At 70.5% G+C, this 19,060-nt stretch carries 18 protein-coding genes; 7 read left to right on the plus strand and 11 right to left on the minus strand.

Going from position 1 to position 19,060, the window contains the following annotated elements; translation table 11 throughout:
* Positions 1-47: 47 nt before the first annotated feature.
* Positions 48-635, minus strand: a complete 588-nt coding sequence (locus tag AUC44_RS08835) for a hypothetical protein (RefSeq protein ID WP_062158291.1) — start codon at positions 633-635, stop codon at positions 48-50.
* A 139-nt stretch (positions 636-774) separates the two neighbouring features.
* On the opposite strand from AUC44_RS08835, the gene AUC44_RS08840 reads away from it, so the two are divergent.
* The 3 genes from AUC44_RS08840 (at position 775) to argC (ending at position 4,630) form a co-directional block, all read left to right on the plus strand.
* Positions 775-1,116: a hypothetical protein gene (locus AUC44_RS08840; protein ID WP_062158292.1), complete on the plus strand. Its 342-nt coding sequence runs from the start codon at positions 775-777 to the stop codon at positions 1,114-1,116.
* 55 nt (positions 1,117-1,171) lie between these two features.
* Positions 1,172-3,460: a protein translocase subunit SecD gene (gene secD / locus AUC44_RS08845; protein ID WP_062158293.1), complete on the plus strand. Its 2,289-nt coding sequence runs from the start codon at positions 1,172-1,174 to the stop codon at positions 3,458-3,460.
* A 126-nt stretch (positions 3,461-3,586) separates the two neighbouring features.
* Positions 3,587-4,630, plus strand: coding sequence for an N-acetyl-gamma-glutamyl-phosphate reductase (gene argC, locus AUC44_RS08850; protein ID WP_417926372.1), 1,044 nt, complete (start codon positions 3,587-3,589; stop codon positions 4,628-4,630).
* Between the two features lie 57 nt (positions 4,631-4,687).
* On the opposite strand, the gene AUC44_RS08855 is transcribed toward argC, so the two are convergent.
* From AUC44_RS08855 to AUC44_RS08890, 8 genes are all read right to left on the minus strand, one after another.
* On the minus strand, positions 4,688-5,530 hold the full coding sequence (locus AUC44_RS08855) for a DegV family protein (protein WP_062158294.1): 843 nt from the start codon (positions 5,528-5,530) through the stop codon (positions 4,688-4,690).
* Between the two features lie 131 nt (positions 5,531-5,661).
* Entirely contained in the window at positions 5,662-7,890 is a 2,229-nt protein-coding gene (recQ, locus tag AUC44_RS08860; protein ID WP_062158295.1) for a DNA helicase RecQ, read from the minus strand.
* A gap of 48 nt (positions 7,891-7,938) precedes the next feature.
* A complete protein-coding gene (locus AUC44_RS08865; protein WP_062158296.1) occupies positions 7,939-8,829 on the minus strand; it encodes a hypothetical protein in 891 nt (296 codons plus the stop codon).
* Positions 8,830-8,876: 47 nt separating this feature from the next.
* Positions 8,877-9,386 carry a GNAT family N-acetyltransferase gene (locus tag AUC44_RS08870; RefSeq protein WP_062158297.1) on the minus strand — a complete coding sequence of 170 codons (510 nt, stop codon included), beginning with the start codon at positions 9,384-9,386 and terminating at the stop codon, positions 8,877-8,879.
* A gap of 83 nt (positions 9,387-9,469) precedes the next feature.
* On the minus strand, positions 9,470-10,594 hold the full coding sequence (locus tag AUC44_RS08875; protein WP_062158298.1) for a polyamine ABC transporter substrate-binding protein: 1,125 nt from the start codon (positions 10,592-10,594) through the stop codon (positions 9,470-9,472).
* Entirely contained in the window at positions 10,591-11,400 is an 810-nt protein-coding gene (locus AUC44_RS08880) for an ABC transporter permease (RefSeq protein ID WP_062158299.1), read from the minus strand. Before AUC44_RS08880 ends, AUC44_RS08875 begins: the two co-directional genes overlap by 4 nt.
* The gene (locus tag AUC44_RS08885) at positions 11,397-12,224 is read right to left on the minus strand and encodes an ABC transporter permease (RefSeq protein WP_062158300.1); all 828 of its coding nucleotides are present in this window, start codon (positions 12,222-12,224) and stop codon (positions 11,397-11,399) included. The genes AUC44_RS08880 and AUC44_RS08885 overlap by 4 nt, the downstream gene beginning before the upstream one ends.
* An 88-nt stretch (positions 12,225-12,312) precedes the next feature.
* A complete protein-coding gene (locus AUC44_RS08890) occupies positions 12,313-13,443 on the minus strand; it encodes an ABC transporter ATP-binding protein (RefSeq protein ID WP_231724398.1) in 1,131 nt (376 codons plus the stop codon).
* 143 nt (positions 13,444-13,586) lie between these two features.
* On the opposite strand from AUC44_RS08890, the gene AUC44_RS08895 reads away from it, so the two are divergent.
* The 3 genes from AUC44_RS08895 (at position 13,587) to AUC44_RS08905 (ending at position 16,605) form a co-directional block, all read left to right on the plus strand.
* Positions 13,587-14,150 (plus strand): hypothetical protein, encoded by a 564-nt coding sequence (locus tag AUC44_RS08895; RefSeq protein ID WP_062158301.1) that lies wholly within the window; start codon positions 13,587-13,589, stop codon positions 14,148-14,150.
* A gap of 189 nt (positions 14,151-14,339) precedes the next feature.
* Entirely contained in the window at positions 14,340-15,326 is a 987-nt protein-coding gene (locus AUC44_RS08900; RefSeq protein WP_082689008.1) for a peptidoglycan-binding domain-containing protein, read from the plus strand.
* A 208-nt stretch (positions 15,327-15,534) separates the two neighbouring features.
* Positions 15,535-16,605 (plus strand): peptidoglycan recognition protein family protein, encoded by a 1,071-nt coding sequence (locus tag AUC44_RS08905; protein WP_062158302.1) that lies wholly within the window; start codon positions 15,535-15,537, stop codon positions 16,603-16,605.
* Positions 16,606-16,626: 21 nt separating this feature from the next.
* On the opposite strand, the gene AUC44_RS08910 is transcribed toward AUC44_RS08905, so the two are convergent.
* Together AUC44_RS08910 and map are read right to left on the minus strand one after the other, a co-directional pair.
* A complete protein-coding gene (locus AUC44_RS08910) occupies positions 16,627-17,142 on the minus strand; it encodes a pentapeptide repeat-containing protein (protein ID WP_082689009.1) in 516 nt (171 codons plus the stop codon).
* 142 nt (positions 17,143-17,284) lie between these two features.
* A complete protein-coding gene (map, locus tag AUC44_RS08915; RefSeq protein WP_062158304.1) occupies positions 17,285-18,046 on the minus strand; it encodes a type I methionyl aminopeptidase in 762 nt (253 codons plus the stop codon).
* Positions 18,047-18,176: 130 nt separating this feature from the next.
* On the opposite strand from map, the gene AUC44_RS08920 reads away from it, so the two are divergent.
* Positions 18,177-19,037 carry a M55 family metallopeptidase gene (locus tag AUC44_RS08920; protein ID WP_062158305.1) on the plus strand — a complete coding sequence of 287 codons (861 nt, stop codon included), beginning with the start codon at positions 18,177-18,179 and terminating at the stop codon, positions 19,035-19,037.
* The last annotated feature ends 23 nt before the right edge of the window (positions 19,038-19,060 follow it).

A 19,060-nucleotide genomic window follows, 5' to 3' on the forward strand; every position in this document is an offset into this window, starting at 1 on the left:
ACGACCACCCCCCGCCACGGGGACGGGGGGCCGGGGACGTTCCGGGTTTACTTGCCGGCGGGGGCCGTGGGAGCGCCGCCCTGCGCGGGGGCGGTACCCTGCGGACCCTGGTTGTCCTGGCCGCGCGGACCGCCGGGGCCCATGGGGCCGTCGTGGGGACCGTGCCCGCCACGCCCGGGGCCGCCGGGGCCGCGACCGCCGAAGGCGAAGGGGTTTTCCGTGAGGTGCTGCTTCATGTCGGCGGCGCGGTCGGCGGGGATGTCCCCGGCCTTCACAGCGGCGTCGATGGTCGCCGTGCCGGCCTTCACGGCGGCCGCCTTGAGTTTCTCGGGCGTGGTGCCGAGCTGCTGGGCGAGGTTCTTCAGGAACGTGTCGGCGTAGTTGGTGCCGCTGCCCATGGGGCGCGGGCCGGGCTGCCCGGGACGCTGACCGGGCTGGGGGGGCGTGGGCTGGCCCTGTTGGGTCTGGCCCTGCTGGCTGCTGCGCTGGCCGGGCTGGGCAGGCTGCACGCGCTGCGGGGCCTGGGCGGTGACACTGGTCGTGCTCGTGGCCGTGCCGGTGCTCTGCTGGGCCAGAACGGCGCCGACGGTCAGGGGCAGCGCGGCGAAGGCGATCAGGGGAAGGCGGGTTTTCATCGGGGCACACTCCTGGACTGAGGGTTTGGAATGGAAGGGGCTGTGGGGACGTCCGGACGTCGACCACGCGGGCAGTGTGCCGGTCTGGTGTTAAGGGGCGGCTAATGGAGATTGGGCCCTTCTGCTATGCTGGGTCGCCTTGAGATTCCCGCGTTCCTTCCGACTGGCGTGGCCGCGTACGCTGCTGAGCCTGCCGGGCCTGTTCCCCCTGCTGCCGCTGCTGGCGGTGCTGCTGGGGCAGCCCTGGAACGTGCCGGACCCGGGCCGCTGGGCGGCGGGGAATGTCGCCCCGGCCCTGCCGGAGCTGCGGCCCGCGCCGCCGCCCGGGTCGCCCGTGCCGCTGCTGGCGGGCGACGCCCCCCGGCCGGTGGCGCTGCCGCCCGCGCAGGCCCGGTTCACGCTGGCGCTGCCGGTGTGGGCCGAGCCACGTGTGCGACCGGCCCTGAGTGTGCTGGGGCGGCGGCAGTCGGACGGCGGGTGAGACTCGCGGCCGCCCGCCGACCCTGAATCTCTGCAATGAACTGGAGTTGTGAATCGTGACGTACGGAAACAAAGGTAAGAAGACCGGCCGCCCTGCCCCGCGCAGCGCGCCGAGCGCGAGTAAACCGAATCTCTGGACCGGACTGCTGCTGCTGCTGACGCTGCTGGCGTCCGTGGCGTACATCTGGCGGCCCTGGGAGCACAAGGACAACGTCTGGAGCCTGTGGAACGACAAGTTCCAGTTCATGACGCTGGGCCTGGACCTCAAGGGCGGCCTGCGCATCGAGCTGGCCCCGGAGACGGGCACCGCCACGAAGGACGAACTCGACCGCGTGAAGACGGTCATCGAGAACCGCATCAACGCGCTGGGCGTGGCCGAACCGACCGTGACGGTCGCGGGGGGCCGCCGCGTGGTCGTGGAGATCCCGGGGGCGACGCCTGCCGTGCAGGACCGCGCGCGCGAGATCATCAAGCAGACGGCGCGCCTGGAGTTCCGGATCGTGCAGGCGAACGCGCAGCCCGATCAGGCCCTGGCGCAGAAGAATCCCCGCAGCGGCGGGTACACGCTGGCGCAGCTGGGCCCGGTCGAGGCGACCGGTGAGGTCATCCAGAACGCGCAGGCCACGACCGATCAGCAGTCCGGCCGCTGGGTCGTGACCTTCCAGAACACCGACGCGGGCTCCGCGAAGTTCGGGGAGTTCACCGGCAAGAACGTCGGCAAGCTGATGGCGGTCGTGCTGGACGATCAGATCCAGAGCGTGGCGACCATCCAGAGCCGCCTGAACCGGGACGTGCAGATCACTGGGAACTTCAGCGCCGAGGAAGCCAACCAGCTGGCGCTGGTGCTCAAGTCGGGCGCGCTGCCCATCAAGATCAAGACGGAAGCCGAGCAGGCCATCGGGCCGAGCCTGGGTGCGGACGCGATCCGCAGCGGCGCGGTCGCCTCGCTGGTGGGCATCGGACTGGTGTTCATCATGCTGTTCGGGTACTACGGCTTCTGGTTCGGTCTGGTGGGCGCGCTGGGCCTGCTGTTCTCCAGCATCGTGATCCTGGGGATGCTGGCGGGCTTCGGCGCCACGCTGACCCTGCCGGGCATCGCGGGTCTGGTCCTGACGATCGGCGCGGCCGTGGACGGCAACGTGATCTCCTTCGAGCGCATCAAGGAGGAACTGTTCAAGGGCAAGGGCATCAAGAACGCCATCCGCGCCGGGTACGACCACTCGACGGCGGCGATCCTGGACGTGAACGCCTCGCACCTGCTGTCGGCACTGGCGCTGTACAACTACTCGACCGGGGCCGTGAAGGGCTTCGCGGTGACGCTGATCATCGGGGTCATCGCCTCGACCTTCTCGAACCTGGTGTTCGCGAAGTGGTTCATCCAGTGGCTCTCGCAGCGCAAGCCCAACATGAGCGCGCCGCAGTGGATCAAGGAGACGCACATCGACTTCATCAAGCCCGCGCCGATCATCACGACGCTCAGCGTGCTGCTGGCGATCGCGGGTGGCGTGACGGTGCTCACCAAGGGGCTGAACTACGGCGTGGACTTCTCCTCGGGGACGACCATCACCGCGAAGACGAGTGCGGCCACCACCACCGAGCAGGTGCGTGAGGCCGTGACGGGCGCCGGGGTCGAGAAGGCGAACGGGCAGAGCACCGTGATCCTGCGCAACGTGGTGACCGGGCAGGAGGGCGCCTCGTACACCATCAAGGTGCCGGAACTGACGCCCGAGGAGCGGGTGGCCGTGCAGGCCGCCGTGCAGAAGCTGCCGCAGGGCAGCGTGCAGGCCACCGAGACGGTCGGGCCGGCCGTGGGGCAGGAACTGACGCAGAAGACCATCTACGCGGTGCTGCTGGGCCTGGGGCTGATCCTGGTGTACGTGGGCTTCCGCTTCGACTTCATCATGGGGGCCGGTTCGATCCTGGCCGCCGTGCACGACGTGCTGATCGCCATGGGGCTGTTCGCGCTGCTGAACCTGGAGTTCACGGTGGCGACCGTGGCGGCGCTGCTGACCCTGATCGGCTACTCGCTGAACGACTCGATCATCGTGTCCGACCGGATCCGCGAGAACCTCAAGGAGATGCGCGGCAGGTCGTACCGCGAGATCGTGAACATGGCGATCAACCAGACGCTGTCGCGCACGATCATGACCTCGGTCAGCACCATGCTGCCGCTGCTGAGCCTGCTGATCTTCGGCGGGCCGGTGCTGCGCGACTTCAGCCTCGTGCTGCTGGTGGGCATCCTGATCGGGACGTACTCGAGCATCTACATCGTGGCGCCGCTGGTGGTGTACTTCGAGGAGTGGCGCGACCGCCGCAAGGCCGGGGGACAGGCCGCCAAGGCGTAATCCGGTCCTGTGGCGGTGGCGGCGTGGAGCGATCCCGCCGCCACCTTTCATTTGATACTTTCAATGCATCCAGACGTATCACTCGACAGGCAATGGCGGGACGGGGTATGCTGCCCGGCGATGAGCATGCACGACCAGAAGACCGTCGCCATTGTGGGCGGCAGCGGCTACGCCGGCGGGGAATTCCTGCGCCTCGCCCTGAACCACCCCCACCTGAACGTCACGCAGGTCACCAGCGAACGCAACGCGGGCACCCCCGTCAGCATGGTGCACCCCAACCTGCGCGGCCGCACCAACCTGAAATTCCGCAAAGCAGCGGAGCTGGACGAGGCCGACATCATCGTCCTGGCCCTCCCGCACGGCAGCGCCGCGAAGAAGATCGCCGAGTACGAGGCCAGGGGCAAGGTCATCGTGGACCTCTCGGCGGACTTCCGCCTGAAAGACCCCGAGGTCTACCGCGCCACCTACGGCGAGGACCACCCCACCCCCGAGAAACTGGGCGAATGGGTGTACGGCAACCCGGAACTGCACCGCGAGGACCTGCGCGGCGCGACCCGCATCGCCTGCGCCGGGTGCTTCGCCACCAGCGTGATCCTGGCCCTGTACCCCCTGCTGAAACTGGGCGTGCTGCTCCCCAAGGACATCATCGCGACCGGTCTGGTCGGCAGCAGCGCGGCCGGAGCCAGCGCCAGTGACAGCAGCCACCACCCCGAGCGGGCCGGGAGCCTGCGGGTGTACAAGCCCGTCGGGCACCGCCACACCGCCGAGGCGCAGCAGGAACTCCCCGGGCACTTCCCGCTGCACCTGACCGCGATCAGCACCCCGCGCGTGCGCGGCATCCTGACCACCGCGCAGGCCTGGATTCCCGACGGCTACAGTGACCGCGACGTCTGGAGCGCCTACCGCGAGGTGTACGGCGCCGAGCCCTTCATCCGGATCGTGAAGGTCGCCAAGGGCATCCACCGCTACCCGGACCCCATGCTGCTTGACGGCACGAACTACTGCGACATCGGCTTCGAGATGGATCAGGACACCGGGCGCGTGGTCCTGATGTCCGCCATCGACAACCTGGTCAAGGGCACCGCCGGGCACGCCATCCAGAGCCTGAACATCGCCCTGGACTGGCCCGAGACGACCGGCCTGGAGTTCGCGGGGCTGCACCCCGCCTGACCGGCCCAGGGCGGCGGCCACGCCCGAGGGGATGGCCGCCGCCCTGCGGCGCAGACTTCAGCCGATCGGAATGGCGTTGAAGCCGTACGTGCCGGGCCCGACGTGCGCGCCGATCACGGGGCCCATGAGCTGCACGCGGCCCCGCTGCACGTTCAGGCCGCTGCCCACCATCGCGGTGCGCAGGGCGCTGATACGCGCCGTGTCCCGCCCGGCGTGCATGATCGTGACGCTCAGCGGGGTGTTCCCGAAGCGCTCCTTGAGGCTGCCGAGCATGTCGCCTGCCGCCTGATCCACCTTGGCGCGGCGGGTGGCTTTCAGCTCGCCCCGCTCGAAGGTCAGGATCGGGCGCACGCCCAGCATGCCGCCCAGGAAGGCCTGCGCGCGGCTGACGCGGCCGCTGCGGCGCAGGTAGTCCAGCGTGGCGACCGACAGTTCGGCGTACATGCTGTTGCGGGCCTCCAGCACGGCGCGCGTGACCTGATGCAGTTCCCGGCCCGCCGTGACCTGATCGCGGGCCACGATCGCCAGTTCCGCCAGCGGCCCGGAGGCCACCTCGGTGTCGATCACCTGAATGCGCCCCGCCTCGCCCAGCTGGGTGGCCGCCTGCTGGGCATGGCGCACGGTCTCGGAGAGCTTCCCGGAGATGTGCAGGCTGATCACGGCGTCGTGCGAGGCGAGCAGCTCCCGGTAGCGTTCCGTGAAGGCGGCGACCGACACCGGGGTGGTGCTGGCGCTTCCACCGGCCCGCATGTGGTCGTAGACGGCGTCCGGATCAATTTCCTGCCAGTCGAGCAGGGTGCGCTGCTGCAGGCTGACCTGCAGCGGAATGATGTTGATTCCCAGCTGCTTTGCACTGTCAGGGTGCAGATCACAGGTGGAATCGGTCAGAACAGCAATCATTCCCTCTATCTATTCTTTCAGCATCAAACTGTCTGTGAGGTTCCGCGCTTCATGGGGTCACACCCGTCAATTGAACCGTCGAACCGCCCCTCATAAAGAATTCTGTGACAGTTCCCATGCACACGCCCCCCTCAGTCAGGGGTCAGGGCGTCGCGGATGGTGGCGAGCACCCGCGCGCCGTAGGTCTCGATGCGTTTCGGCCCGAAGCCCGGGATGCCGTGCAGATCCGCCTCGCTGCGCGGCTGGCGCTGCGCGAGGGCGTCCAGGGCCGCGTTCGGGAAGATCAGAAAAGCACTCAGGCCGGTCTCCTGCGTCAGGGTGCGCCTCACCTCGCGTAGCGCCGCCTCCACCCGCCCGGTCTGCGCCGGGTCGGGCTGCGGCTGGCCCAGCAGGGCCGGGGCCGGGTCGGCAGGTTCCTGCGGGCAGGCGCGCAGGGCACCCAGCACGGCGGCATTGTCACGCGCCCCGCGTTCCTGGGGCGTGACCGTCCGGGCAGGCGCGGCGGGCCGCCCGTCCAGGCTGTCACGCACGATCTGCACCACCTCGTCCCCGAAATCCGCGAGTTTACGCTGCCCGACCCCGCTGACGGTGCCCAGGCTGGCGTGACTGGTCGGTTTGAGTTCCGTGACGCCCTTGAGGGTCGCGTCGGTGAAGATCACGTACGGCGGCACGCCCAGGCTGCGGGCGCGGTCGAGGCGCCACGCGCGCAGCGCCTCGAACAGCGGCTGATCCTCGGTGGCCACCGGGGCGCGGCCCACGCGGGGCTGCTTCTCGGCCCGGCGGGAGGCGCGCGGCATCAGGGTGTCGGCGCGCAGGGTCAGGGTGGTCTCGCCCTTCAGAAGGGAGCGGGCCTTGCCGGTGGCGCTCAGGCCATGGTGTTCCCCGGCGGCCAGGAAACCCAGGCTGACGAGCTGGCGCAGCACGCCCCGCCACGTTTTCTCGTCGTGCGCCGCGCCCACCCCGAAGGTGGGCAGGGTGTGGTGGTTCATGCTGACGACCTTCTCGGTGGCGCGGCCCAGCAGCACGTCCGTCAGGTGCGCCGCGCCGAAGCGGTTGCCGGTACGGATCGCGGCGGACAGCGCCATCTGCGCCTCGCGGGTCATGTCGCGCACCTGCGGGGGGTTCAGGCAGGTGTCGCAGTTCCCGCAGGGGCCGTGATACTCCTCGCCGAAGTACGCCAGCAGCACCTCGCGGCGGCAGGCGGCGGTCTCGCAGAAGGTCAGCAGGGCGTCGAGCTTCCCGGCCTCCACCCGCTTGACCTCCTCGGGCGCGTCGCTGGAGGCCAGCATGCGGCGCACGTTCACCACGTCCGCGAGGCCGTAGACCATCCAGGCGGTGCTGGGCAGCCCGTCGCGTCCGGCGCGGCCCGTCTCCTGGTAGTAGCCTTCCATGCTCTTGGGCAGGTCCAGGTGGGCCACGAACCGCACATTAGGCTTGTCGATGCCCATGCCGAAGGCGACGGTGGCGACCACGACCAGCCCCTCCTCGTTCAGGAAGCGGTCCTGCGCGTGGGTGCGTTCGCGCGGCGGCAGCCCCGCGTGGTACGCGACGGCGTCCAAGCCCTGCGCCTGAAGCCAGCGGGCCGTCTCCTCGACGGACTTGCGCGACAGGCAGTACACGATCCCCGCGTCCCCGGCGTGCTCGGCGCGGATGAAGTCCAGCAGCTGGGTCTTGGGGCTGTCCTTCTGCCCCACCCGGTATTGGATGTTCGGCCGGTCGAAGGACGACACGAACTGCGGCGCGCCGCCCAGGTCCAGCACGCGCAGGATGTCGGCGCGGGTGCGGTCGTCGGCGGTGGCGGTCAGGGCCATGCGCGGAACCTCGGGGAAGCGTTCGGGCAGAACGGTCAGGCCCTGGTACTCGGGGCGGAAGTCGTGCCCCCACTGCGAGACGCAGTGCGCCTCATCCACCGCGAACAGGGCGACCGGGGCGCGGTCCAGCAGGTCCAGCGTACGGGGCAGCAGCAGGCGCTCCGGGGCGACGTACAGCAGGTCCAGCTCCCCGGCCAGCAGGGCGGCCTCGACCTCGCGCACGCCGTCCAGGGACAGGGTGGAGTTCAGGTACGCGGCGCGCACGCCCAGGCCGCGCAGGGTATCCACCTGATCCTTCATGAGGGCGATCAGCGGCGAGACCACGATCCCCACGCCGGGGCGCAGCAGGCTGGGGACCTGATAGCACAGGCTCTTGCCGCCGCCGGTGGGCATCAGGACCATGGCGTTGCCGCCCTGCGCGACCGTCTGCACGATCTGCGCCTGCACGCCCCGGAACGCGCCGTACCCCCAGACGCGCTTGAGGAGGTCGAGGGCGGGGGTCAGGACGGCGGGATCGGGGGCAGCGTGGTCACGGGCGGGCACAGACATCGCCCCCCAGCATAGCGCGTTACGTGCTGGGCGTAACGAGGGAAGTGGTCACTTCACCTTGTCGGCCGCCGGGACCATCACCGGGACGCGCAGGTCCTGCTCGGCCTTCGCGAACCGCTCTCGCAGGAACCGCCCGTGTGTCACCAGCGCCTGCCCACCCGATTTCAGCGAACCCGCGATGATGTCCTGCACGCCATCGAGCAGGAGTTCCAGCTGCTCGGTCAGCAGCGCCGCGCCGGTCTTGCCACCCTCGATCACGCCGGTATCCGCCAGGGACCGCGGCAGCTTCAGGTACGCCTGCACCGCCTCAGGGGCGTACTCCTCACGGATCGCGCGGGCCACGAAGAACCCCTCAGTGCCCTCCAGCCCCTGATCCCGCAGCAGGGTCAGCGCCTCCTGCGTCCGCAGGTTCAGCGCCACAAGCTGCGCGCGCGCCTGGGCCGGCAGCCGCGCGTCCGCGAGGTACGCGGCCAGCGGCCCCTCCCCCACCGCCGGGGTCGCCGGCGCGGGCGCGGGCGTGCCACCGGCCTGGGCGGACAGTTCCGCCGGGCGCTCCTCACGCGCCGCCTGCGCCCGCCGCCCACGCGCCGGGCCGCCCGACGCCAGCCAGCCCAGCGCCATGAAGAACAGCGGGAAGATCAGCCACGACGCCCCCAGCCCGATCATCAGGACCGCTCCCCCCAGCGCGGCCAGCAGGCCCCCACGCGCCGAGCCCCAACGGCCAAAGGCCCGCGACCCGAAGTACCCGATGAGCATGCCCGCCACCGGATGCGGCAGCCACCCGGCGCCCAGCACGGTCAGGAGCACCACGGGGATCAGCGCGCGCAGCACCACCGGCGCCTCACGGCCTTTCGGGCCGAACACCGACTGCGCGAAGAACGCGATGGCGAACGCCGCCGCGACATGCACCATCCAGGCCAGCGGCCCCAGGTCGATCATGCCCCCAGCGTACACCCGCGCCCAGGCCGCTGCGCCCGCCAGAACGCCTACGCGCCCAGCGGCAGTTGCAGGAACACCAGGTCCAGCCAGCGGCCGAACTTGTGCCCCACCTCCCGGAAATGCGCGACCCGTTCGAACCCCAGCCGCTCATGAAAGGCGAGGCTCCCGGCATTCCCGGCGTCCACCCCGCCGACCAGCGAGTGCAGGCCGCGCGCGCGGGCCTCCGCGATCAGGGGGAGCATCAGGGCGCGCCCCACGCCCCGCCCCCGCAGGCCGTCCCGGACGTACACGCTGTGCTCGGCCGTGAAGCGGTAGCCGGGTTTGGCGCGGAACGGCCCGAAGGTCGCCCAGCCCACCACCTCCTCCCCGGTGACGGCCACCCAGACCGGCCAGCCGCGCGCGGCCTTCTCGTCGAACCAGTCCTGCCGGGAGGCCAGTGTGACGGGCTCCAGGTCGTACGAGGCCGTCGTGTGAAGGACCGCGTGGTTGTAAATGTCGGTGATGGCCGGCAGGTCTGCGCGGGTGGCGGCCCGGACGATGACGGGGACAGGGGTCATGCGCGCACGCTAGGCGAGGCCCACCCCTGGCGCAAGGGCAACGCGCCGCCCCTATCAGAGGCGGCGCGCCAATTCAGGGCGGGTCAACGACTCTTGAGTTCCGTCCAGATGCGGTCGTACAGCCGCTGCGGGCGCCCCGCTGGCAGTTCGCCGATGAAGTCCAGGCGGCCGTCGGTGAGCCACGCGGCGGGCGGGTTCAGCGCGGGGATGTCCTTCAGGAAGTCGTCCAGGTACGGGCGGGCGGCGGCGTTCGGCGTGGCGTAGTAGGTGTAGTTGCTCAGCTGCGCGCCGTTCTCCGCGTCCAGGATGAAATCGATGAAGCGGTGGGCCAGTTCGGGGTTGGGGCTGCGTTTCAGGACGACCAGGGTGTCCATGCTGATGGTCGTGCCCTGCCGGGGCAGCAGCACCTGCACGTTCTCGTCCTCCTCGGTGGCGATCAGCAGATCACCCACGTAGATCTGCCCCAGGTCCACGGTCTTCGCCAGCAGTTTGTTGCGGGTGCCGGGGCCGCCGTCGAAACCCTGGAAGCCCTTCTTCGCCACCACGCGGCGCAGCAGGTCGCGCGCGGCGCGCAGCTGCTCGACACGGGTGGTGTTCGCGCTGAACCCCAGGTACTTCAGGGCCGCGCCGATCACCTCGCGCGGATCGTCAAGCAGCACGAACGAGTGGCGGTCGTCCGGGCCGAAGATCTCCGCCCAGGTGTCCTGCGGGACGTAGCGCTGCCGGTTATAGGCCAGTCCGGTCGCGGCGTACTGGTACGGCACGGAATAGACGTTGCCCGGGTCGTAGTCGGCGTTCAGGAAACCGGGGGCGATGTTCTTCAGGTTCGGCAATTCAGACTTGTTCAGAGGCTGGAGCAGTCCGGCGCGCACCATGGTCTGCACGACGTAGTTGCTGGGCACCGCGAGGTCGTACTGCGCCCCGCCGCCCTGCAGCTTGGCGAGCATGGCCTCGTTGCTCTCGAAGGTGTCGAGCACGACCCGCACGCCGTTCGCCTTCTCGAAGGCCTTCACCAGATCGGGGTCGATGTACTCCGACCAGATGAACACCCGCAGCGTCTTCCCGTCGCCGCGCGGGACGGGGGTCGCCTGACCCTCCTGTCCTGCCTGATTCGCCGGGCCCGGCTGGGCCTGCGCGGGTTTCTGCACGCGGTAACAGCCGGTCAGGAGGAGCAGCCCCGCACCGGCCAGCAGCGCGGCCCGCTTCACGCGCCTCTCCGGGGGCGCAGCAGCGCGTTCGCCGCGACGATCGCCACGACCGTCACGAGCACCAGCAGCGCGCTCAGGGCGTTGATGTCGGGCGTCACGCCGCGCTTCACGTTCGTGTAGATCAGCACGGGCAGCGTGCTGAAGCCCGACCCGCTCGTGAAGTACGTGACCACGAAATCATCCAGGGACAGCGTGAACGCCAGCAGCGCCCCCGCCAGCACGCCCGGCATCGCCAGCGGCAGCACCACCCGCCGGAACGACTCCCAGCCGCTGGCGCCCAGGTCGCGGGCGGCCTCCTCCAGCTCCGGGCCGTACCCGGCCAGCCGCGAGCGGACCGTCAGGGCCACGTAACTGATCTGGAAGGTCACGTGCGCCAGCAGCACCGTCCAGAAGCCGTTGTCGAAGGTCCACCCGGCGCGTTCCAGGCCCTGCCGGACGAACGAGTAGAACATCAGCAGGCTGACGCCCATCACCACGTCCGGCACCACGATGGGCAGGACGAGCAGCCCCGTCAGCGCCGTGCGGAAGCGCAGCGTGTACCGCCACAGGCCCAGGCCCACCAGCGTCCCCAGCACGGTGCTGACCAGCGTGCTGAGCAGGGCGATCTCCAGCGTGTGCGCCAGCGCCTCGCGCACGTCCGCGCGGGCGAACAGCACCCCGTACCACTTCGTCGTGAAGCCCGCCCAGGTCGCCCCGAAGCGCGAATCGTTGAAAGAGAACACCACCAGCACAATGATCGGCAGGTACAGGAACGCGTACACCAGCCACGCCCACGCACTCAGCGCCGGATGCGTCCGCCGGATCATACGAGTTCCTCCAGGCCCTTCTGCCCGGCCACGCGGGCGTACGCCCACAGGCCCAGCAACACGGCGCCCATCAGGAGGAAGCTCAGGGCGCTGCCGTACGGCCAGTCGCCCGCCTGCCCGAACTGGTTCTGGATGAGGTTCCCCACCAGGGCCGTCTTCGCGCCGCCCAGGATGTCACTGACGACGAAGGTGCCCAGCGCGGGAATGAACGTCAGGAGGATGCCCGCCACCAGCCCCGGCAGGGTCTGCGGGAACACGGCGCTCAGGAACGCCCGCACCGGGGGTGCACCCAGGTCCTCGGCGGCTTCCAGCAGTCGCCAGTCGATCTTCTCGACGCTGGCGTACACCGGCAGCACGAAGAACGGCACGAACGCGTACACCATGCCCAGCAGCGTGGCCGTCAGGCTGGGCACCAGATCAAACGGGCGCAGAATCAGGATCCAGGCGTACACGCGGATCAGGAAGTTCGTCCAGAACGGGATGATCAGCAGCAGCAGCAGGAGGTTCTTGCGGCGGGCGTCCTGCCGCGCGATGTAGAACGCCAGTGGGTAGCCCATCAACGCGCACAACAGGGTACTCAGGGCCGCCACCCAGACGCTGCGCCACAGCACGCGTACGTTGTCCCCCGTCCACTCCTGGAACAGCGCGTCGTACCCGAACACCCGCTGCCAGGACTCCAGCGTCCACGGCGCGCCCACCTGCGCCAGGTCCGTGCGCGTCAGGAACGAGTAGCCCAGCATCACCAGGGCCGGCACGATCAGGAACACGCCCAGCCACAGCACCCCCGGCCCCAGCGTGGCAAAGAAGCGCCGGACCGTCAGCACACGGCACCTGCGGTGGCGTGATAAGGGGTGTGGCGTTGGTGCGAGGAGCGCGCTCCAGCAACGGTCCTCATACGACGTTCAACCTTTCTCACGCTTCTTCCAGCACGACGAGGTTGTCGGGCGGCAGGTACAGGGCGACCTGTTCGTCGTAGTCGAAGTCCTCGTCCGCGCCGATGTCGGCGTTCAGCTGGAACGCGACGAGTTGCTGCCCGCCGGCCTGGAGGAGGTACTGGTTCTCGGCGCCGGTGTACACGATGTCGTCCACGCGGGCGCGGATCTCATTGCCCACGGCCAGGTCGTCGCGTTCCATCCTCAGTTTCTCGGGGCGGACGGACAGCGTGACGCTCTGGCCGGGGCGCAGGCCCGCGCCGTGGGTGGTGCGCAGCGGGCCGTGCTCGGTCTGCACGGTCGCCTCGTGGCCGTCCACGGTCAGAACGGTGCCCTCAATCAGGTTGCTGCTGCCCAGGAAGTTCGCCACGAACGCCGTCCTCGGGCGCTCGTACAGCTCCTCGGCGCGGCCCAGCTGCTCCACGCGGCCCCGGTTCATCACGGCGATGCGGTCACTCATGACCAGCGCCTCCTCCTGGTCGTGCGTGACGAACACGAAGGTCATGCCTAGGCTCTCCTGGAGGTTGGCGAGTTCCACCTGCAACTCCTTGCGCAGCTTCAGGTCCAGCGCGGAGAGCGGTTCGTCCAGCAGCAGCACCTGCGGTTCGTTCACGATGGCGCGGGCCAGCGCCACCCGCTGCCGCTGCCCGCCCGAGAGCTGATCCGGGCGGCGCGCGGCGAAATCCGCGATGCGCACGCGCTCCAGGGCCGTCATGACCCTCTCACGGACCTGCGCGGCGGGCACGCCCTTCATGCGCAGCCCGAAGGCCACATTGTCCTGCACGGTCATGTGCGGGAACAGCGCGTAACTCTGGAACACCGTGTTCACGTCCCGCCGGTGAGGCGGCACGCCCGTCATGTCCTGCCCGCCGATCAGGACCGCGCCCGCGTCCGGACTCTCGAAACCCGCCAGGATGCGCAGCAGCGTCGTCTTCCCGCAGCCGGACGGGCCCAGCAGGCTGAAGAACTCGCCGCGGCGGATGTCGAGGTCGATGTCGTCCAGCACGCGCGTCTCCGCGCCGCCCGGCGAGCGGAAGCTCTTGCGCACGCCGCGCACGCTGACGGCCGCGTCGGCCGCGAGATCACGTGGGCGTTTTCCCTTGAAGGTCACGCCGCTGATGGCGTCACCCCGGTCCAGTACACAGTCATCCCCCGATTGTAGAGGCCTTGCCCGGCAGGTCCGCCTTTCGGGGGACGAGGCCCTCATGCGCGGCGGATACAGTGCCCGCATCTGCCCTCCCGGAGGTGACCCCCATGGACCTTGAAGCCATCGTCGTGCCCGCCCTGCTCTTCGGCAGCGTGTTCGGTTTCCCGCTGCTGCGCCGCCAGATGATCCACCGTCACGAACTCGAACGCGAGGCGCTGCGCCGCGGCCTGCTCCCCACCCGCGTCACGCAGGAGCGCCAGGCCCTACCCGCACCTCTCTCCCAGGCTGGTGCCGGGGACGACGCGCCCGCCCTCGCGCTGCGCCTGCCCGAACCGCACCGGCTGTTCGCGCTGGCCCTGCTGTGCCGCCTGGAGGACACGCCCCCGCCCGCCGAGGAGCGCTCGCGGACGCTGCTCTGGCAGATCCGGCTGGAGTACCTGCCGGAGACCCTGCGCGCCTACCTGCACCTGACGCCCGCCGGACGCGAGCAACTGCGCACCCAGGGCCGCGACCCCGAGGGCCTGCTGCGCGAGCAGCTGGAGCGCCTGAACGAGGGCCTGGACGACCTGCTGCGCCACGACCACGCCGCCGCCGACCGGCTGCTCACGCAGGGGCACTTCCTGCGCGACCGCTTCGGCGCGCCGCACACGGACCTGCTCAGGTCGCGCTGAACCGACCCTCTCCCCTGCCCCCGAGCCTGCGCCGGGGGCTCTTCGCTGCGCCCGACTGGTGCGCACCACCTTGCCGCCGCCGGGCGGGCTGGACACGCTACAGTCGGGGTCACGCGTCAATTCAACTCCTGCGGGTGCCCACCCTGGCATCCGGGGCCCTTTCCCCACGCGTGTTCCGGAGGTTCATCCATGCGCTTTCGTCTTCCCCTCCTCCTGACGGTCCTCCTGGCGGGCTGCGCCGCGCCGAGTACCCCGACCTCGCTGTCACCTGCGCCCACGCTGGGCGCGCAGTCCGTGCTGACCTGGCAGGCGCTGCGGCAGGGCGACAGTGGCCGCGACGTGGTCACCCTGCAGTACCTGCTGCGCCACCGCGGCTACACCCTGAGCGTGGACGGCGCGTTCGGCGCCGGGACGGACAGCGCCGTGCGGTCCTTCCAGGGTTCAAACGGCCTGACGGTGGACGGCATCGTGGGCGGCAACACCTGGGAGAAACTGATCGTGACCGTCCGCCAGGGCGACAACAGCAACGCGGTGCGCGCCGTGCAGGACCAGCTGCGCAGCGGGTACGGGTACACCGGCGTGACCGTGGACGGCGCGTTCGGCGCGGGCACCGACAGCGCCGTGCGGGACTTCCAGGGCAAGCGCGGCCTGAGCGCGGACGGCGTGGTGGGCCTGAACACCTGGAACGCCCTGGTGACCGGGGCCAGCACCGGCGGGTCGGGCACCGCCGCCAGCCTCGCGCAGAGCATCCTGAACACCAGCCGCGTGACGCTGGGCACCAGCAGCAGCACCGTCAGCGGCAGCCCCCGCCAGAACCTGCTGGACACCGCCGCCGGGAAGGCCGCCACGCGCGGCTGCGCCAGCAACGCCAACTGCGGCCTGACCGTGTACCTGAAAAAGAGCATGTTGCAGGGCATGTCCGACCTGTCGCGCAGCAACAGCTTCTACGTGACCTCCATTGCGGGCGGCGTGCACTCCACGTACTCGGATCACTACGCGGGGCTGGCGTTCGATATCGGCATCTGGAACGGCGTGAGCCTGAGCAGCCCGAACAGCTCGCACACGGCGGCGCGCAACGCCTGCATCGCGGCGGGCAGCGACCCCGGGCAGACCTTCGACGCGTACCACGACCCGACCGGCGGGCACAGCAACCACGTCCACTGCGCGTGGAACTGACCATGACGACACCGCTGAATCCCGGTCAGGCCGCAGTCCCCGTCACCCTCCCCACACCGCGCCCCGCGCCAGCCACTGCGTCAGCGGAAATCAGCCGGTCCCTGACGGGCAGCGCGGCTCCCCGGACGCCCGGCCACGCGATCCGCACGGCGTCCGCCCGGCCCCGGCGGCGCTCCCCGTACGCCACCTTCGCGCCCCGGAGGAAACGATGAATGTGCAGCGGCGTGACGTCCTGCGGCTGGGGCTGCTGGCGAGTGCCAGTGCCGTCCTGGCGAGCTGCGGCGTGCCCCTGACGCGCGTGCCGGACCGGCTGAACGCGCTGGCAGTCGCCGCGCCGGGCATCTCGGGCTGCGCGGCGTGGCTGGCGCAACCGGCAAAATCGCCCATCGTACTGCTCGCGGCGCGGCCCACCCGCATCCTGGTGCATCACACGGCCAGCGCGAACACCACTGATCTGTCGCAGGCGCAGGCGTTCAGCCTGGCCCGGAGCATCCAGCAGAGTCACTTCTCACGCGGGTGGATCGACACCGGGCAGCAGTTTACGGTCAGCCGGGGCGGATACGTCCTGGAGGGCCGGCACCGCAGCCTGGAAGCCGCGCAGGGCGGCGCGCAGCACGTGCAGGGCGCCCACTGCGACGGGCAGAACGACGTGGCGGTGGGTATCGAGAACGAGGGCACGTACATGACGGTCTCGCCGCCCGCCGGGCAGTACGGCGCGCTGGTGGGCCTGTGCGCGTGGCTGTGCCAGCAGTACGGCATTCCCGCCACGGAACTGTACGGGCACCGGGACTTCAACAACACCGACTGCCCCGGCGACGTGCTGTACGCGAAACTGCCGCAGCTGCGCGCGGACGTGGCGGCGCGGCTGGGCGTGCAGGTGCGCATCTGGCCCACCACGAAGACCGGCATGACCGGTGAGCGGGTGCGCAGCGCGCAGCGGCTGCTGATCGCCGCCGGGCAGACCCTGACGGCGGACGGCAGCTACGGCGGCGGCACGGCCAGCGCGGTCAGCGCGTTCCAGTCGGGGGCGGGCCTCACGCCGGACGGCCTGATCGGGTCGGCCACCTGGGAACGCCTGATCCGCACGGTTCGCCAGGGCGACAGCGGCCCGGCGGTGCAGGCGTCGCAGGGGCAGCTCGCGGCGCGCGGGTACGCGGTCACGGTGGACGGCGCGTTCGGGCCCGCCACCGAGAACGCCGTGAAATCCTTCCAGACGAGCAAAGGACTCACGGCGGACGGCATCGTCGGGCCGAACACCTGGCTGGCGCTGGAAAGCTGAGCGGGGCGGAGGCCCGGCGGCCTACGCCTCGCCGGGCAGTTCCTCGATCTGCACGCCCAGCAGGTGAGCGAGGTCGAGCACCTGCGCGGCCTCCACCGTGACGCCCTGGAGGTCGGCGGCCCCGGCGCGCAGGCCACCCAGGGCGCTGCCGCGCAGGTCCGCGCCGTCCAGCTGCGCACCCCGCAGGTCGGTGCGGTGCAGGCGGCAGTCCCGCAGGACTGCGCCGGGCAGGTTCGCTTCCATGAAGCTGGCCTCGCTGAGGTCGCAGCCGTTCAGGTGCAGATGCGCAGCGTCGGCGCGCTGCCAGACGCTCAGGGGGGCGTGGACGCGGGTCAGGCGCACGTGCCGCAGCCGCACGCCAGCGGCCTGGAGGCCCAGCAGGCGCGAGCCCGTGACCTCCACGCGGTCCAGGCTCACGTCCGTCCAGCGCGCGCCGCTGAGGTCGCAGTCCTCGAAGCGCACGTCCAGCAGGCGCACGCGCTCCCACACGCTGCCGGTCAGGTTCACGCGCCGGAACACGCACCCGGCGAAAGTCACGCTGTGCAGCGCGGCCAGGGCAGGCCAGTCGCCCCCCTCGAACAGCGCGCCTCGCAGGGTCGCTTCGTCTTCGATCTGGTCGGGGCTGGGCGCGCGGACGCCGCCACGCGGGAATTTCGGGGGGTCGGCGCGGGGGGGCGGCTCACACGGTCAGGATCTCATGGCCTTTCGCGGTCACGACGACAGTGTGCTCGAACTGCGCGCTGGGGCTGCCGTCGGCGGTGACGACCGTCCAGCCGTCGGCCAGCAGGCGCGTCTCGGGGCGGCCCAGGTTGACCATGGGTTCAATCGTGAAGACCATGCCCGGCTGGAGTTTCAGGCCGGTGTAGCGCGCGCCGTAGTGCAGGATGGTGGGTTCCTCGTGCAGGCGCTTGCCGATGCCATGCCCGGTGTACTCGCGCACCACGCCGTAGCCACGGCCCTCGGCGAGGCTCTGGATGGCGTGCCCGATGTCGCCCAGGCGCGCGCCGGGTTTCACGAGGTCCAGCGCGTCCTTCAGGGACTCGCGGGTGGTGTCCACGAGGCCCTGCACCTCCGCGCTGACCTGCCCGACCGTGTACGTGGTGCAGGCGTCGCCGTAGTAGCCGTCCAGCAACACGCCGATGTCCACGCCGATGATGTCGCCGTCCTTCAGTTCGCGGGCGTCGGGGATGCCGTGGCAGATGACCTCGTTCACGCTGGCGCAGATCGTGCCGGGGAAGGGGTTGTTCTTGGGGCCGTAGCCGACGTACGCGGGAATCGCTCCGGCCTTGCGGATGTGCTCCTCGGCCAGTCGGTCGAGTTCCTTGAGGGTCACGCCGGGTTTCACGAACGGCGCGAGGACGCGGAAGGTGTCGGCGACGAGCGCGCCCGCGCGGCGCATGATCTCGATTTCACGGGCGGATTTCAGGGGCACGCGGCTCATAACGAATGAGGCTAACACGCCCGCGCCGCAGCGGGGCGGCCGCGCGTCACGGTGTGTACGGATTCACGGGCGGGTGGACGGCACCACCTGCCCCGCGCCCGGCAGGCCCGGCTGGCGTAGGCTGCCAGCCATGACCGAGCGGCGAGTGGTGATCAGTGTGGACATGGAGGGCGTGACCGGAGTCTCGAGCTGGGTGCAGGTCAGCCCCCCGGAATTCGGCGGGCTGGTGAGCGGCGCGGAGTACGAACGCGCCCGCGAACGCATGACGCTGGAGGCGGCGGCCGCCGCGCAGGGCGCGCTGGACGCCGGGGCGACCGACGTGCTCGTGAACGACAGTCACGACACCATGCGCAACCTGATCCCGGAACTGCTGCCCGACGGGGTGCGCTTCACGAGCGGCAACGACAAGCCGCTGAGCATGGTGCAGGGCGTGCAGGAGCCCGGGGTGGTGGGGCTGCTGTTCGTGGGGTACCACGCGCGGGCCGGAAGTGTGCGCGGGCCGCTAGCGCACACCTGGAACGGTTTCGTGCGGGACGTGGTCGTGAACGGCGTGAGTACCGGCGAGTACGGCCTGAACGCCCTGCTGGCCGGGCATTACGGCGTGCCCGTGCTGTTCGCGTCCGGGGACGACGTGGCCATGAGCGAGATCACGGCGGAACTGGGGCCCGGGGTGGTCACGGTGCCCGTGAAGGAGGGCCTGAGTGCCTTCGCGGCGGCGCACCTGCACCCGCGCGAGGCGCAGCGCCGCATCCGGGACGGGGCGCGCCGGGCAGTGGAGGCGGCGGGCGACGCGGCGCCCTACGTGACCCGCTGGCCCGCGCACGCGCAGGTGAGTTTCAACCATCAGGCCCGCGCGGACGCCGGTGAGCGCGTGCCCGGCGTGACCCGCGTGGACGCCGTCACGGTCGGCTGGCACAGCCCGGACGCGTACCATCTGTTCCAGACGTTCCGCATGCTCGCCAAGGTCGCCGAGGTCCGGCTGGACGGCTGACGGCCGCGGCGCTTTCATGAAGG

The organism is Deinococcus actinosclerus, from assembly GCF_001507665.1.
Taxonomy (GTDB): domain Bacteria; phylum Deinococcota; class Deinococci; order Deinococcales; family Deinococcaceae; genus Deinococcus; species Deinococcus actinosclerus.

Coding starts and splice junctions, on each gene's coding strand:
- map (WP_062158304.1), bottom strand. CDS start 18,046: ATGAGCCGCGTGCCCCTGAAATCCGCCCGTGAAATCGAGATCATGCGC.
- argC (WP_417926372.1), top strand. CDS start 3,587: ATGCACGACCAGAAGACCGTCGCCATTGTGGGCGGCAGCGGCTACGCC.
- AUC44_RS08920 (WP_062158305.1), top strand. CDS start 18,177: ATGACCGAGCGGCGAGTGGTGATCAGTGTGGACATGGAGGGCGTGACC.
- AUC44_RS08880 (WP_062158299.1), bottom strand. CDS start 11,400: ATGATCCGGCGGACGCATCCGGCGCTGAGTGCGTGGGCGTGGCTGGTG.
- AUC44_RS08870 (WP_062158297.1), bottom strand. CDS start 9,386: ATGACCCCTGTCCCCGTCATCGTCCGGGCCGCCACCCGCGCAGACCTG.
- AUC44_RS08895 (WP_062158301.1), top strand. CDS start 13,587: ATGGACCTTGAAGCCATCGTCGTGCCCGCCCTGCTCTTCGGCAGCGTG.
- AUC44_RS08865 (WP_062158296.1), bottom strand. CDS start 8,829: ATGATCGACCTGGGGCCGCTGGCCTGGATGGTGCATGTCGCGGCGGCG.
- recQ (WP_062158295.1), bottom strand. CDS start 7,890: ATGTCTGTGCCCGCCCGTGACCACGCTGCCCCCGATCCCGCCGTCCTG.
- AUC44_RS08855 (WP_062158294.1), bottom strand. CDS start 5,530: ATGATTGCTGTTCTGACCGATTCCACCTGTGATCTGCACCCTGACAGT.
- AUC44_RS08835 (WP_062158291.1), bottom strand. CDS start 635: ATGAAAACCCGCCTTCCCCTGATCGCCTTCGCCGCGCTGCCCCTGACC.
- AUC44_RS08905 (WP_062158302.1), top strand. CDS start 15,535: ATGAATGTGCAGCGGCGTGACGTCCTGCGGCTGGGGCTGCTGGCGAGT.
- AUC44_RS08900 (WP_082689008.1), top strand. CDS start 14,340: ATGCGCTTTCGTCTTCCCCTCCTCCTGACGGTCCTCCTGGCGGGCTGC.